Genomic DNA, 14073 nt, shown 5'->3' on the forward strand with positions numbered 1-14073 from the left:
TCAGCGGCTACAGGCGAAACCCGCCCATCTGCCGCGCCAGGTCGTCAGCCAGCTCGCGCAGGGCCTGACACTCGTCCCGGCAGCCGCGCACTTCTGCGGCGGTTTGCCGGGCCAGGTCTGAGATACCCTGCACCGTTCGGTTGATCTCCTCGGTCACTGCCGACTGCTGCTCAGTCGCCGTGGCGACCTGGTGGTTCATGTCGCTGATATGCTCCACCTGATCCGTAATGGTCCCCAGCGATGCGCCGGTGCGCTGGCTCGACGCCACACCGGCACCGGTTGCCACCTGCCCGGCCTGCATTGAGGCCACGGCATTGCCCGTGCCCTGCTTGAGCCGTTGAATCATCTGCTGGATTTCACCCGTGGACACCTGGGTACGCTGGGCCAATGTGCGCACTTCATCAGCCACCACGGCGAAACCACGGCCCATTTCCCCGGCCCGCGCCGCTTCGATGGCCGCATTCAGCGCCAACAGGTTAGTCTGTTCGGAAATACTACGGATCACCGCCAATACCTCGTCGATCGAGGCGACTTCTGCAGCCAACTCGCCAACCGCACCGGCGGCCGAGCCGATGTCGTTGGACATGCCTTCGATCTGGCTAATCGAGCGCTGCACCACCTCACGGGCGTGTTCGGCTTCATTGCGGGCAGCCTGCGATGCCTGGGCCGCATTACCGGCATTTTGCGCAATGTCCTGCACGGTCAGGCCCATCTCATGTACCGCTGTGGCAACCGTTTCGGTCATTTCCTGCTGCCGCACAGAGCGATCAGCGGTGTTGTCCACCACCTGAGTCACCTGTTCCACCGCACGGTGCAAACGCTCAGTGGTGCCCAGCACTTGGCCGATCAGTTCTCGCTGGCTGTCGATAAAGCGGTTGAAGCCACGCGCCAGATCACCCAACTCATCGCTACGGCCCTCATCCAGCCGACGGCTGAGGTCGCCACCGCCACTGCCGATGGCCACCAGTGCAGCGGTTACCTGGCGGATCGGCTTGACCAGCCCACGCGCCAGCCAGACCACCAGCAGCAGTGACAACAGCGCCACGGCCAGGCCGATCAGGCTGGTCAACCAGACCGTCTCATGCACCTGGGCGTAAATTTGCGACTCGGGCACTTCCGCCACCAGCGTCCAGTTCAGGTCGCGCAGCGGCAGGCTAAGTGCCAGGAAGGTTTCGCCATCACGCTGAAAACGCGTACTGACCACCCGCTCCTGCCGCACCAAGGCGGTTTTCGCCGCAGCCTCACCCAACTGCTCACTGAGTTGGCGTTTACCGCTGAACTCGGCCTGTGGATGCACCTGGATCAAGCCATCGCCACGCACCAGGAACACCCGTCCTCGCGCCCCGAAACTGAAGTTGTGGATCAACTCGGACAGCTCATGCAAACGCAAGCCCAGCCCGGCAATGCCGACCAGTTTGCCGTCCTTCTCTACCCGGTAGTCGATGAACAACGCCACTTCACCGGAGCTACCATCGACGTCAATGTTGAGCATCCGCTCGTCACCGCTGTCGATGAAGCGGAAGAACCAGCTATCGGCCGGGTTGTCACGACGCAGGGTACGGTCCAGGCCCTTCTCGTTGTAGTAATGATTGGAGACCGTAGAGGCAAACAGTGCCGTGAACGCGTTGTTGCGCTGGCGCAGTGCATCCAGGTACTCGGTAAAGTGCGCACGTTGGCTGGCGTCCTCGCCCTCGGCCAGCCAGTCACGCAGCAAGGTATTGCTGGCGATGTCCGCCGCCGCCGTCAGCGGTTGTCCAAGCATCCGCTCGATGTCGTTACGAATCGCCTCGATGCTCGCCGGCAGTGCCGTCTCGACCAGATAACGCTCCGTCAGCCGGTTAACCGCCAGCGTATAGATCGCGACCACCACCAGAATGCTCGCCAACAAGGCCGCACCCATGCTTGCAATCAACTTCCACTGAATACTGCGCCGCCAGAACTGCATGGAATTCCCCCGAGCAAATGACCCTGTACTGCAACAGGCAGGTCAACTGTATACACTTTGGTATCCAATTATTCCATTAGCGCGAGACAATACCCAACCGAGCAGGTGTCGGTTTTGCTTATGTAGAGGGCTCAGGACGGGGGCTAGAACGCGTTGCAGGTCACTACGCGCCCAGCGCCGGCAAAGCCGGCGCGCTCAGGCGCGCAGTACGTCGGAGGAATGGGCGATCAGTTGTTGCCGATAGTCCGGGCGATGACGTCGACCGTGGCGTTGACTTGCTCTTGATAACGGTCGAGGGCTTCCTGATGCTTGTGCTGCAGTTCGATCTGCTGCGAACACAGGTTCAGCGCCGCCAGCACCAACAGCTTGTCGCCAATCAGGGCTGGGTACTTGCGTTTGGTGTCACCCAACGAAGCCTTGAGCATTTGCACCGCCTTGAGCAAGGTCTGCTCTTCGCCTTCAGGTGCCTTGATCGAATAATCGGTGCCCAGGATCGAGATAACATTGATCGACTGCGCGGTCGTTTTCATGCGTTGACTGCGCCACCACCGGCACGCTCAACCAGCGCTTGGATACGCGCGGCCGTAGCGCCCTGCTTCTCTTCCTGCTCCAGCAGGCTCAGTTGCAGGCTGTCGTTTTCATCCTTGGCATGAACCAGTTCGGCTTCCAGCTTGGCAGTGCGCTCAGCCAGTTCCTGATTCTTCTGTACCAGGTCGTTGACCAGTTGTTCCAATTGACTCAGGGAAGTTTCCAACATAATGCCTTCTCGGGGGTTTTTGCAGGGGGCGCACACGATAAAGAAAACTCACCGCACTCGCCAGGGATATTGGGCCAGAGGCCCCGCTTTGATGTTGATTGACACACATTGGACAACTCGGTTCCCTGGCAACCCCACCATTGCCCAGATGAAATTTCATTCACAAGCGTTACTTTCGGCCGAAGTGCCTCAAGTCTTGTCCGATTCGACCGATAGGCAGAGTACGTCAAAATGCGTCGCATGGATCGCGTGCCCTTTCTCCTTCGGATAACGACCATGTCCCTACGCAATATGAACATCGCGCCGCGCGCACTGCTGGGTTTTGCCTTGATCGGTGCGCTGATGCTGGCGCTCGGTATTTTCGCGCTCAACCAGATGAGTGTGATCCGCCAGGCAGGTGTGGTCATTGAGCAAAACAGCATCCCCAGCATCAAGAACCTGGGCGAGCTCAACCAACTCACCCTGCGCCTGCGCAGCCTGGCTTATCGCTTGCTGGTTAACCGCGAGCCCGCAGAGCTACGCGACACGCTGGCACTGATGGACAAGCGCAACGCGCAGATTGATGAGGTGCGTAAAACCTACGAGCCGCTGATCGCCGATCAGAACGAACGCGCAACCTACAACCAGTACGTGCAGTTGCTAAGCCAGTACCGTCAACTGGAAGCGCGCATGAAGAACCACGCCCAGTCCGGCCAGCTGGACGAACTGCGCACCCTGCTGAACCGCGAGTTGCTGGACAACTCCGAGCAGATCAACACGCTCATGGAAAATCTGGTAAAGATCAACACAGAGCAAACCCGTAACACTAACCAGGTGGCCGCCGAACAGTACTCCACGGCATTCACCCTGGTCATCGCGCTGCTGGTGGTCGCGACCGTACTGACCTTCGTCTGCGCCTTGCTGCTGACCCGAAGCATCGTCAAGCCGATCAACGATGCCCTGCACGCCGCCGAACAGATCGCCGAAGGCAACCTGACCCGACCGATCCAGACCCAAGGCCGGGATGAGGCCGCGCGCCTGCTGCAGGCCATGGCCAAGATGCAGAACAAACTGCGTGACACACTGCACCAGATCTCCGGCTCAGCGAACCAACTGGCGTCGGCAGCCGAAGAACTGAACAGCGTCACCGAAGAAAGCGCACGTGGCCTGCAACAGCAGAACAACGAAATCGAGCAAGCGGCCACGGCAGTCACCGAGATGACCAGCGCGGTGGAAGAAGTGGCGCGCAACGCCGTCAGCACCTCGGAAGCATCGAAGGACGCCACCCGCTCGGCCGGCGATGGCCGTGATCTGGTGATGGAGACCGTCAGTGCCATCGAGCGCATGAGCGCTGATGTACAGGGCACTGCCGAGTTGGTCAGCAACCTGGCAGAGGAATCACGAGACATCGGCAAAGTGTTGGACGTGATTCGTGGCCTGGCCGACCAGACCAACCTGCTGGCCCTGAACGCCGCCATCGAGGCCGCGCGGGCAGGCGAGGCTGGCCGTGGCTTTGCCGTGGTTGCAGACGAAGTGCGCGCCCTGGCGCACCGCACCCAGCAGTCGACCAGCGAAATCGAACGCATGATCGGCAGCATTCAGGGCGGTACCGAGCAAGCGGTCAACTCGATGCGCAACAGCACCGAGCGCGCCGAGTCGACCCTGAACATCGCCCGTGGTGCAGGCCTGGCCCTGGACACCATCACCGGTGCCGTGGCGCAGATCAACGAACGCAACCTGGTGATCGCCAGCGCCGCCGAAGAACAGGCGCAGGTGGCCCGCGAGGTCGACCGCAACCTGGTCAACATCAATGACCTGTCGGTGCAGTCGGCCACCGGAGCCCACCAGACCAGCGCAGCCAGTGCCGAACTGTCACGCCTGGCAGTCGACCTGAACAGCCTGGTCGCCCGTTTCAGCGTTTAACCTGCTCCTTCATGAGTCTGCCGCGGTTGTGAGGGGCGGACTCATGAGGCGGTGTTTTCCTGGGCTCGGCGGTAAGCTTCGGCCCGGCGGTAAGCTCAATGGGCTTGAGCGCTTCCCATTGGCTAATGGGGCCGTTGGCGCTACTCCCTCCGTACTTGGCCGCCAACTTGTCCACCGCATTCAAGGCGGTGGTCACCGCGCCCTCCGCCCAACCGCCAGTCCACGACACATCATCCCCGGCGAGGATAAAGCCATAGGGGTTGGCACCACCGACACCCTGCATGAACTGGCTGAACAACAGGCGCTGATACTCGTACTGCCCTGGCAGGTTCATCTTGAAGGCACCGAGAAAGTGCGGCTGATCTTCCCAGTTCAACTCGACGAAAGGGTCCTGCGTGGCAAACCTGGATGCCACGTTCAACCCCGGATACACCACATCCAGTAGTGTCGTGCACAGCTCGACATGCCCAGACACCGGTGCAGCGAGGTCACCCAGAAATTTCAGGCTGTCATCGTTCCAGGTGTACGAGAGGAACATCCCACTGCCCTTGTAGGTACCGGTGCTCTGGCCATAGTCCACCAGGTAGGTGCCACGGGTCAGCCGGTCGGACAAGGTAATACTCATCAACTGTTTACCGTCTTCGCCACGCGTCTTCCAGAACGCTTCCTGGGTACCCGCAAAGATCTTCGCCGACTGCATGTAGTGGGTATACATCACCGCTTCCCACTGGGCTTTGCTCAGCAACGTGTTCATATCCGCGAACAGCTGTGGGCCGCCCATGTAGCGCAATTTGTCGAGGATACGCACATGGGGTGTATAGATAACGCTGGAAAACTCCAGGGACTGTTCCTGCCCGGTAACCAGGTCATGGAAGTAAACCCGAAACTGATCATCCGCCTGGCGGACGATATGCCGTACCTCCTGTTGCAACGGGTTGGCGAACACGGCTTTAGACCGCCCCTCAACCGTAGTGCCTGCGGCCCAATGCACCATCGCATCACCAAAGGTGCTTGGCGAGGTGTTCCATAGCCGTGTCGGTAACGTCGAAGCACCGTCATACATGAGCCGATGATTGGTATCGAGCCCGGTGTACAACACCCGCAATACTTCCAGAAAACTGTTGGGGTAGTCGGTGTTCCACCCGCCCGTACCGAAACCGATCTGGCCAAACAGGTTGATCTCCTCGGGGGTCCATTTGGCTTGCTCGACCATGGCCGCGTGGAAACTGAGGTTATCCCAGCCATTTTCCAAAACAGTATTCCAGATCGACTTGATCAGGCTCTGATTGATCGTACCCGTAGACATTGCCTGTTCCATTTCGCCAAAGCGAATAGGCTCTTGCTGCAGAAAAACATCGAAAAACTTATCTTCTAAGTTCGTATACGCTGGAGGCCTCGGGAAGTTGTTTGTACCTTCTTCGTAGTAAACCTTCTCGCCCTGATAATCGACCACCGTACTGACTGCAGCCACAGTACCCGGGTTGGGAAATTCGGTACTGTTGTCGGCCATGCCCACTTTTTCGAAATAATGATAAAGCGCCTTCCCCGACAGCGGAAAACGCATGGCGCCCAACTCACAGATCACACTACTCTCGTTGTTTTCCGTGCCCACCACTTTCGAATAGAGGCGCCCACCCAGGCGACCACTGGCGTCTACCACCACTGGGTGCAGGCCCATGCGCAGCGCCTCGTAGGCGGCTGTCAGCCCGGCAATGCCGGCCCCCACCACCAGTACCTGCTTGCCATAGTGGCTCGGGGCAATACTGCCCAGTGGCTGTTGGCCGGCCTGTGCCAGGTACTCACCGTAGTCGAAGGGAAAATCCGGGATCAAGGCACGCACTTCGTTTGCCTGAAGGCGTTTTGATTGTGTTCTGCGGGTACGCGAGGGAATTGCAGACATAGCGGGCGACTCCTCAACAGTGATCTTTCAACAAAAGCCTGCTGAACTAAATCACACGCCCACTACCACAACGAAATACTGATTCGAGATCAGCATCTACACAACTAGACTGTCAAAACTGATAGTTGACTTCACCCACACAATAAATGCCCTGCCTGAACAATGTTCAAACAGGGCAGCTATTTAATACTCGATACGTACATCCCCCTTCGGCACACTGCAGCACGACAGAATGTAACCCTCGGCCACGTCATCATCGGTGATACCGCCGTTGTGCTCCATCTCCACTTCGCCGCCCAGCTTGAGCACCTTGCAGGTACCGCAGATGCCCATGCCGCAGGCCTTGGGGATCATCAGGCCGAGCTTGGCCGCCGCCGCATGAACCGTCTCGCCGGGCGCGACACGAATGCTCTTGCCCGTGGCGGTGAACTCCACCTGATGCAGGTCGGCGTTGTCCACCTCGGCCGCTTCGGCGGCCTGTTCGGCGTGTTCCACGGCATCGGCCTTGACCTCGGCCGGGGTCGCGCCAAATGACTCCTCATGGTAACGACGCATGTCGTAGCCGCTGGCTTCAAGCAAGCGCTTGACCGCGTTCATGTAAGGGGTCGGGCCGCAGCAGAAGATCTCCCGCTCCATGAAGTCCGGGGCGATCAGTTCCAGCAGTTTGTGGTTCAGGTAACCCCGGTAACCCGCCCAAGGTTCGCCCAGGCCGTGCTTCTCGCAAATGATATGCAGGCTGAAGTTGTCGATCCGCGAGGCCATCTGCTCCAGTTCGCGGTGGTAGATGATGTCTTTCGGCGAGCGGGCGCTGTGGACAAACACCATGTCGACATTGCCGTTGGTGTCGTAGAACCAGCGGGCCATCGACATTACCGGGGTGATGCCCACGCCACCGCTGAGGTAGAGCACTTTGGGGCTGGGGAAATCAATCGCGTTGAACAAGCCGACCGGCCCATGCACCGCCAGCTCCTGACCTTCGTGCAGGGTGTCGTGCAGCCAGTTCGACACCTTGCCGCCCGGCACCCGCTTGATGGTCACGGAAAAGCTGTAGGGCACCGAGGGCGAGCTGGAAATGGTGTAGGAGCGCATGATCGGCTGCCCTTCGATTTCCAGCTCCAGGGTGACGAATTGCCCGGGCTTGAAGAAGAACATGATCGGCTGGTCGGCCATGAAACAAAAGGTGCGCACATCCCAGGTTTCCTGGATCACCTTGACGCAACGGACGATATGGCGGCCGTTGGCCCAGGTCTGGGTAGTCACCGGATTGAGAAAGGGATTGGACATGCTCATCTCCACGGCCGACTGTGGCCTGATGGTAGTGATTCTGCTCAAGCTGCAACCGGCGCACATTCCTATCCGCGACATTGACGTGCTTATCGCGACCAGCCCCCACCGACAAGGGCTGGCGCGTCGGAAACGGATTCGACCATGTCGTCCAGGGATATGGTTCATGTCGGCGGCGAACGCACACTCCACCTCAAAGAATGCTGCTGCTTCAGCCTTGCGTCGCCATAACAACGATTAGCCACTTCCACCGGCCACACGCTTGGCCATGAGGACCTACACGATGGACGTCACCGCAACCCTGAGCCTGGGCGATCCACTGGAACCTGCACGCAAGGCAACTGCCGACATGCTGCAGAACCGCGAGCGGACCTTCTCGCTGCCCCAACCGTTCTACAACGACGAGCGCCTGTTCCAGATCGACATGCAGGAGATCTTCCACAAGGAATGGCTGATCGCCGGCATGACGTGTGAAATCCCGGCCAAGGGCAACTTCCTCACCCTGGAGATCGGCAAGAACCCGATCATGGTGGTACGGGGTGCCGAAGGTCAGGTACATGCCTTCCATAACGTCTGCCGTCACCGTGGCTCGCGCCTGTGCACCAGCGACAAAGGCAAAGTGGCCAAACTGGTGTGCCCTTACCACCAGTGGACGTACGAACTGGACGGTCGCCTGCTGTTCGCCGGTACCGAAATGGGCGCCGACTTCGACATGAAGCAATACGGCCTGAAGCCTGTGCATGTGAAAACCGCCGGCGGCTACATCTTCGTCAGCCTGGCGGAGCACCCACCGGCCATCGACGACTTCCTCTCCACCCTGGCCCATTACATGGAGCCTTACGACATGGAGAACACCAAGGTGGCGGTGCAAACCACCTTGATGGAAAAGGCCAACTGGAAGCTGGTGCTGGAAAACAACCGCGAGTGCTACCACTGCAACGGTTCGCACCCTGAACTGCTCAAAACGCTCCTGGAATGGGACGACGTCACCGATCCACGCGCCGACCAGGCCTTCAAGGACCACGTTGCCGCCTCTGCCGCAGCCTGGGATGCCGAGCAGATCCCGTATGCCCACGCCAGCTTCGGCCTGCGTAACCGTATTGTGCGCATGCCGCTGCTCAAAGGCACCGTATCGATGACCATGGACGGCAAGCAAGGCTGCCAGAAGCTGATGGGCCGCATCAAAAACCCGGACCTAGGCTCGATGCGCATCCTGCACCTGCCGCACTCCTGGAACCACTGCATGGGCGACCACATGATCGTCTTCACGGTATGGCCGATCAGTGCACAGGAAACCATGGTCACCACCAAGTGGCTGGTACACAAGGACGCCGTCGAAGGCGTCGACTACGACCCGCAGCGCATGCGTGAAGTGTGGGACGCCACCAACGACCAGGACCGTCGCCTGGCCGAAGAAAACCAGCGTGGCATCAACTCCACGGCCTACCAACCAGGGCCGTACTCCAAGACCTATGAGTTTGGCGTGGTCAACTTCATCGACTGGTACAGCGAGCGCATGCTGAACAACCTCGGTGCCGCACCGGCCCCCTACCTCAAGGGTGTAGCCGCACAGTAAGCGTCGCCCCCTCCCCCATCGCCGGCAAGCGCGTTTCCTACACCTCGGTAGGCGCCTTGCCGGTGATCCAGGCGCCATGCCATCCTGCCTGTACAAAATCTAACCAAACAGCGCGTTGCCCAACAAACACAGGGCCTGCGACACTTCGCGAACACTTTATCCACAAGGCAACCCACAGTTAATGTGGGCAACCCCTGTGGAAAACTGAGCCTGCGGCCAGTTCAATGACCCAACCCCCTATTGATCACTTTTTGATCAAACCTCTGAACGCCTCTAAAACCGTGGCCTGCAGAAGAAGGCGAACACCTTACCCACAGAGCAGCCAACAGACTTTGTGCGCAACTGTGCAAGGCTGAAAAAGCCATGTGGATAAACCCGCAAAGCCCCGATTTATCGGCGTTTTCCCGATCACCGCCAGTGCTTTTGGGTGTGTTTGTATGTTTTTTGATCAAATCCTTGAACGCCTTGTATTCCGTGGCCTGTAGCCATGGGCGAACAGATTATCCACAGAAGCGCCAACAAGGATTGTGGGCAATATGCGTGCGAACGGTGCTTCATTCACAGGGGGAAAGGCTGGAAAAACCCCAGTTGCAACTGGTCAAAATCTGATCAAACGACTACAGGCCACGTAATACGTGGCCTGTAGTGATAGGCAAACACTTTATCCACAGAACCGCCAACAGACTTTGTGAGCAACTGTCAGCGCAGCACACCTTCTTCGATCAACAGCTTCAGAATGGCCTCGGCACCCGCTTGTGGAGTGAGGTCCTTGAGTACCTGTCCACCGCCGCCGCTGGCCTTGGCGGTAGCGGCTTTCATGCGGTCGGCACCACTCTTGGCCTTAATCACTTTCAGGCGCTTGGGGCGCGGCTTGGCGGGCTGCAGTTCTGCGCCGGTGAGTAACGTGTCTTCAACGATCGCCACATGGCGTGCCGCCAATACCCCGCGCCGCGCCGGGCCAAACGCGCTCTGGCGTGGTTTGGGCGCAGCGTTATCCACAGTGGCCAACATCGGTAGGCGTACCTTCAGCCGGCGCCGCTGGCCACGCGGCAGGGCCTGCAGCACCTGTGCAACGCCGTTGTGGATAGATTCCACCTCAGCCAGCCCCACCACCAGCGGCCAGCCCAGGCGCTCGGCCAGGAGGAACGGCAGCATGCCCGAGCCTTCGCCGGTTTCTGCCTGGCTACCGGTCAGTACCAGTTGTGCTCCGGCATCGCGCAGATAGTCACCCAGAACAACGAGCGCATCGCTGCCAGCCGGTTGTTCGAGTACGTCCAGTTGCGCCAGCCCCATGCCCAGGTAGCTGCGCAGTGCCGGCTCCTGAGGGTCGCCGGCATGCAGCACCTGCAAGTTATCCCCAGCCAGTTGCAAGCCCAATTCGACGGCACGGGCATCCTGTTCAGCACGCCGGGCCCGACCCGAGGTCGGGTGGGCGCCAATCGAAACCAGGCTGATGACCTTAGTGTTCATAGCTATCCCCTGCTCTACGCGGCATCGCGCTTGGCTTCGTTGCGGTAGTTATCCACAGCGGCAATCAGCGCCTTGAGGATCGCTGCGCTGTCGCCGATCACCGAGAGATCGGCCCGTTTGATCATGTCGCAACCCGGGTCGAGGTTGACAGCCACCACCTTGTCGCAGGCCCCAATGCCCTGCAGGTGCTGGATCGCCCCCGAGATACCCACCGCCAGGTAGACCCGCGCCGTGACCCAGGTACCGGTCGCGCCGACCTGACGGTTACGCGGCATGAAGCCATCGTCCACCGCCACCCGCGAAGCGCCTTCGGTGGCGCCCAGCGCAACGGTAGCGCGGTGGAACAGGTCCCAGTCCTTGACACCATTACCGCCAGAGACGATGAACTCGGCCTCGGCCATGGCAATCGCCGCCGGGTCGACGGCCACCGGGCCGAGGTCTTCGATGCGTGCCAGGCTACGGACCACGGCTGTGGATAAGGTCACCGGCAGCGCTTCGTGGCGGGTTTCACTGACCGGCTCGGCGCATTCGGCCGAGGCCAGAATCAGCCGCGGCAGCTCACGAATCAGGTCTTGCTGGCCCGCCCCCGCACGGCCGCTGCACAGGCCATCCTTGACTTGCCAGACGCGGGTTGCCGGGCGCTCGCCCAGCGCTGCAGCAAAGCGCCGCCCCAACTCAGCGCCACCGGTGCGGCTGTCAGGCAGCAGCCAATGGCGTGGGTTGAACTGGTTATCCACAGCGCGCAGGCCCTGGACCCGTTGCTCCGGTGCATAACCGTCAAAGGCATCACCTTCGATCACCAACAGGCGGTCAACACCGGCCGTGTCGAATTTGCTTTCCTTGTGCTCGCCAAACAGCACCGCCAGTACCGCACCGTCACTGCCAGCCAAGCCACGGGCGAGCCCCAACAGGTCGCGGTCGTGACTGCTCAGGCGACCACCGACCATGTCCGGCACCACGGCAATGTAGAAGGCAGGCGCGGCCAGTTGATGCAGCGGCAGCTGCACCTCGACCGCTGCACTGCGCTTGTTGCTGCTGCCCTGCTGGGCGCCACTGCGGTCGATTCGCTTGATGCCGTTAGGGCCAATGAAACCGACGGCATGAGGGTTCTTGCGGATCAGGCCGTTCGGGCCCATCCACGTCGTTTGTTGTGTCTGCATGGCCGCATGCAACGGGTGCAGGCGGTTGCGGGCGATCCACTCAGCGCGAGGGTCGCGGCGAATAATGTCGCTCATCAATGCACCTCCGCAGCGCTACGTTTGGCGGCTGCCGACTTATTCACAGGCAGTTCGTCTTCAAGCAAGGCATCGGCGACCAGTTCTGCCAGGTCCTTGATCAATGGGCGTGGCTCAACCACCCCTTCGAGCATGGCCGTGCATTGTGGACAACCTACCGCCACCAACTCGGCGCCGGTTTCGCGGATATCTTCCATGCGCATGTCGGGAATACGCTGCTTGCCCGGAATGTCGGTGATCGGCGCACCGCCGCCACCGCCACAGCAACGGGACCGGAAGCCCGAACGCTGCATTTCCTTGACCTCGATACCCAGCGCACGCAAAACCTCACGCGGCGCCTCGTACTCGCCGTTGTAGCGGCCCAGGTAGCACGGGTCGTGATAGGTGACACTGCTGCCCTTGTGCTGGCCGAGATTGAGCGCACCGGCGCCAATCAGCTCGGCAATGTAGGTGCTGTGATGCTGTACCAGGTACTCGCCGCCAAAGGCCGCGTATTCGTTCTTCAGCACGTGGAAGCTGTGCGGATCGCAGGTGACGATACGCTTGAAGCTGTATTTGCCCAGGGTCTGAATGTTGCGCTTGGCCAGCGCCTGGAAGGTCGCCTCGTCGCCCAGGCGACGGGCCACGTCACCGCTGTCGCGCTCTTCCAAGCCCAGCACGGCGAAGTCCACGGCGGCCGCCTTGAGCACTTTGACGAACGCACGCAGGGTGCGCTGATTGCGCATGTCGAAGGCGCCGTCACCGACCCAGAACAGCACGTCTGCAGTTTTCTTCTCGGCCAGCACCTCAAGGTTCAGGTCGGCGGCCCAGTTCATCCGCCCACCCGGTGCAAAGCCCCCCGGGTTGTCGGTGGCGATCAGGTTTTCCAGCACTTCGGCGCCCTTGTTCGGGGTCGCGCCTTTCTCCAGTGTCAGGTGCCGGCGCATGTCGACGATGGCATCGACGTGCTCGATCATCATCGGGCACTCTTCCACGCAGGCGCGGCAGGTGGTGCACGACCAAAGAGTTTCGGCATCGACCAGACCATTGACGATCGGTTGATGCGGGTTGCCGCCGTGCTCACCAATCGGCTTGCCCGGATAGGGGCTGCCGGCGAACTTCGCATCGGTACCACCGGCCAGGCCGACGACCATGTCCTGAATCAGTTTCTTCGGGTTCAATGGCTGGCCCGCGGCAAACGCCGGGCAGGCCGCTTCACACTTGCCGCACTGCACGCAGGCGTCAAAACCCAGCAGTTGGTTCCAGGTGAAATCCTTGGGCTTTTCTACGCCCAATGGCGCGTTGCGGTCTTCCAGGTCCAGCGGTTTGAGCCCGGTGGAGCGACCGCCACCGAAACGCTCGGCACGGCGGTGCCAGGCCAGGTGCAGGGCACCGGCGAAGGCGTGTTTCATTGGCCCGCCCCAGGTCATGCCGAAAAACAGCTCGGACACACCCCAGAGCACACCGACACCGAGCAAGGCCACCAGCAACCAGCCGCCAAAGCCCTCCGGCAGAATGCCAGCCACCGGCAAGGTGGCGAGGAAGAAGCTTGCAGCGAACACCAGCAGGCTTTTCGGCAGGCGCATCCACGGGCCTTTGGACAACCGCGCAGGCGGGTTCAGACGGCGCTTGTAGACAAACAGCGCACCACCAAACATCAGCACCGTGGCCAGCAGCAAGGCATAGCCGAGAATGCGGTTATGCAAGCCGAAACCGTGTACCAGGATCGCCAGCACCGCCGCCAGCACAAAGCCGCCCGCAGTCGCCACGTGGGTGTTGGCCATGTACTTGTCACGCGCGACCACATGGTGCAGATCGACCATGTAGCGGCGCGGCATGGCCAGCAATCCGCCGAGCAGGTCGACCTTGGACGGGCGGCCACGCCGCCACATGCGCACCCGGCGCAAGGCGCCGAGCACCGCCAGGCCAATGGCAGCGAACAGCAGGATGGGTAGAAGGGTGTTCAACATGGGAGGCTCCCACAACAGCGGTTGCAAGGGGTTCAGGCCCTTGGAATCCTGCACC

Annotated in this window: 10 protein-coding genes and 1 pseudogene; 3 read left to right on the forward strand and 8 right to left on the reverse strand. The window is 60.6% G+C overall.

Annotated elements, in window-relative coordinates; all coding sequences use genetic code 11:
* Positions 1–7: 7 nt before the first annotated feature.
* The 3 genes from CYD26_RS07055 to CYD26_RS07065 all read right to left on the reverse strand — a co-directional run bounded on the left by CYD26_RS07055 (position 8) and on the right by CYD26_RS07065 (position 2702).
* The gene (locus CYD26_RS07055; RefSeq protein ID WP_065760198.1) at positions 8–1945 is read right to left on the reverse strand and encodes a methyl-accepting chemotaxis protein; all 1938 of its coding nucleotides are present in this window, start codon (positions 1943–1945) and stop codon (positions 8–10) included.
* Between the two features lie 227 nt (positions 1946–2172).
* Positions 2173–2475, reverse strand: a complete 303-nt coding sequence (locus CYD26_RS07060; protein WP_065760199.1) for a cell division protein ZapA — start codon at positions 2473–2475, stop codon at positions 2173–2175.
* Positions 2472–2702, reverse strand: a complete 231-nt coding sequence (locus CYD26_RS07065; RefSeq protein ID WP_065760200.1) for a hypothetical protein — start codon at positions 2700–2702, stop codon at positions 2472–2474. The genes CYD26_RS07060 and CYD26_RS07065 overlap by 4 nt, the downstream gene beginning before the upstream one ends.
* A 291-nt stretch (positions 2703–2993) precedes the next feature.
* Here CYD26_RS07065 and CYD26_RS25860 point away from each other — a divergent pair.
* Positions 2994–3749: pseudogene (locus CYD26_RS25860) on the forward strand (MCP four helix bundle domain-containing protein); the annotation flags it as partial.
* Positions 3741–4604, forward strand: a complete 864-nt coding sequence (locus tag CYD26_RS25865) for a methyl-accepting chemotaxis protein (RefSeq protein ID WP_371917198.1) — start codon at positions 3741–3743, stop codon at positions 4602–4604. The pseudogene CYD26_RS25860 and the gene CYD26_RS25865, both read left to right, overlap by 9 nt.
* Here CYD26_RS25865 and CYD26_RS07075 read toward each other — a convergent pair.
* Both CYD26_RS07075 and gbcB read right to left on the reverse strand, forming a co-directional pair.
* Entirely contained in the window at positions 4594–6504 is a 1911-nt protein-coding gene (locus CYD26_RS07075) for an NAD(P)/FAD-dependent oxidoreductase (RefSeq protein ID WP_102052215.1), read from the reverse strand. The genes CYD26_RS25865 and CYD26_RS07075 overlap by 11 nt on opposite strands.
* Positions 6505–6687: 183 nt before the next feature.
* Positions 6688–7788 carry a glycine-betaine demethylase subunit GbcB gene (gene gbcB / locus CYD26_RS07080; protein ID WP_099776075.1) on the reverse strand — a complete coding sequence of 367 codons (1101 nt, stop codon included), beginning with the start codon at positions 7786–7788 and terminating at the stop codon, positions 6688–6690.
* 283 nt (positions 7789–8071) lie between these two features.
* Here gbcB and gbcA point away from each other — a divergent pair, with 283 nt between their 5' ends.
* Positions 8072–9364 carry a glycine-betaine demethylase subunit GbcA gene (gene gbcA, locus CYD26_RS07090; protein WP_065760204.1) on the forward strand — a complete coding sequence of 431 codons (1293 nt, stop codon included), beginning with the start codon at positions 8072–8074 and terminating at the stop codon, positions 9362–9364.
* A 699-nt stretch (positions 9365–10063) separates the two neighbouring features.
* Here the strand turns inward: gbcA and CYD26_RS07095 are convergent.
* The 3 genes from CYD26_RS07095 to dgcB are packed head-to-tail and all read right to left on the reverse strand — an operon-like array spanning position 10064 to position 14018.
* On the reverse strand, positions 10064–10834 hold the full coding sequence (locus CYD26_RS07095; protein WP_065760205.1) for an electron transfer flavoprotein subunit beta: 771 nt from the start codon (positions 10832–10834) through the stop codon (positions 10064–10066).
* A gap of 14 nt (positions 10835–10848) precedes the next feature.
* Positions 10849–12069, reverse strand: a complete 1221-nt coding sequence (locus CYD26_RS07100) for an electron transfer flavoprotein subunit alpha/FixB family protein (protein ID WP_102052216.1) — start codon at positions 12067–12069, stop codon at positions 10849–10851.
* The gene (gene dgcB, locus CYD26_RS07105) at positions 12069–14018 is read right to left on the reverse strand and encodes a dimethylglycine demethylation protein DgcB (protein WP_102052217.1); all 1950 of its coding nucleotides are present in this window, start codon (positions 14016–14018) and stop codon (positions 12069–12071) included. Before dgcB ends, CYD26_RS07100 begins: the two co-directional genes overlap by 1 nt.
* Between the last annotated feature and the right edge of the window lie 55 nt (positions 14019–14073).

The sequence above is a fragment of the Pseudomonas sp. FFUP_PS_473 genome (genome assembly GCF_002858665.1).
Taxonomy (GTDB): Bacteria; Pseudomonadota; Gammaproteobacteria; order Pseudomonadales; family Pseudomonadaceae; genus Aquipseudomonas; species Aquipseudomonas defluvii.

Excerpts from the sequence above, each read along its gene's own strand:
- CYD26_RS07100 (WP_102052216.1), bottom strand. The coding sequence starts at position 12,069 with ATGAGCGACATTATTCGCCGCGACCCTCGCGCTGAGTGGATCGCCCGC.
- CYD26_RS07095 (WP_065760205.1), bottom strand. The coding sequence starts at position 10,834 with ATGAACACTAAGGTCATCAGCCTGGTTTCGATTGGCGCCCACCCGACC.
- gbcA (WP_065760204.1), top strand. The coding sequence starts at position 8,072 with ATGGACGTCACCGCAACCCTGAGCCTGGGCGATCCACTGGAACCTGCA.
- CYD26_RS07075 (WP_102052215.1), bottom strand. The coding sequence starts at position 6,504 with ATGTCTGCAATTCCCTCGCGTACCCGCAGAACACAATCAAAACGCCTT.
- dgcB (WP_102052217.1), bottom strand. The coding sequence starts at position 14,018 with ATGTTGAACACCCTTCTACCCATCCTGCTGTTCGCTGCCATTGGCCTG.
- CYD26_RS07065 (WP_065760200.1), bottom strand. The coding sequence starts at position 2,702 with ATGTTGGAAACTTCCCTGAGTCAATTGGAACAACTGGTCAACGACCTG.
- CYD26_RS07055 (WP_065760198.1), bottom strand. The coding sequence starts at position 1,945 with ATGCAGTTCTGGCGGCGCAGTATTCAGTGGAAGTTGATTGCAAGCATG.
- gbcB (WP_099776075.1), bottom strand. The coding sequence starts at position 7,788 with ATGTCCAATCCCTTTCTCAATCCGGTGACTACCCAGACCTGGGCCAAC.
- CYD26_RS07060 (WP_065760199.1), bottom strand. The coding sequence starts at position 2,475 with ATGAAAACGACCGCGCAGTCGATCAATGTTATCTCGATCCTGGGCACC.
- CYD26_RS25865 (WP_371917198.1), top strand. The coding sequence starts at position 3,741 with ATGCAGAACAAACTGCGTGACACACTGCACCAGATCTCCGGCTCAGCG.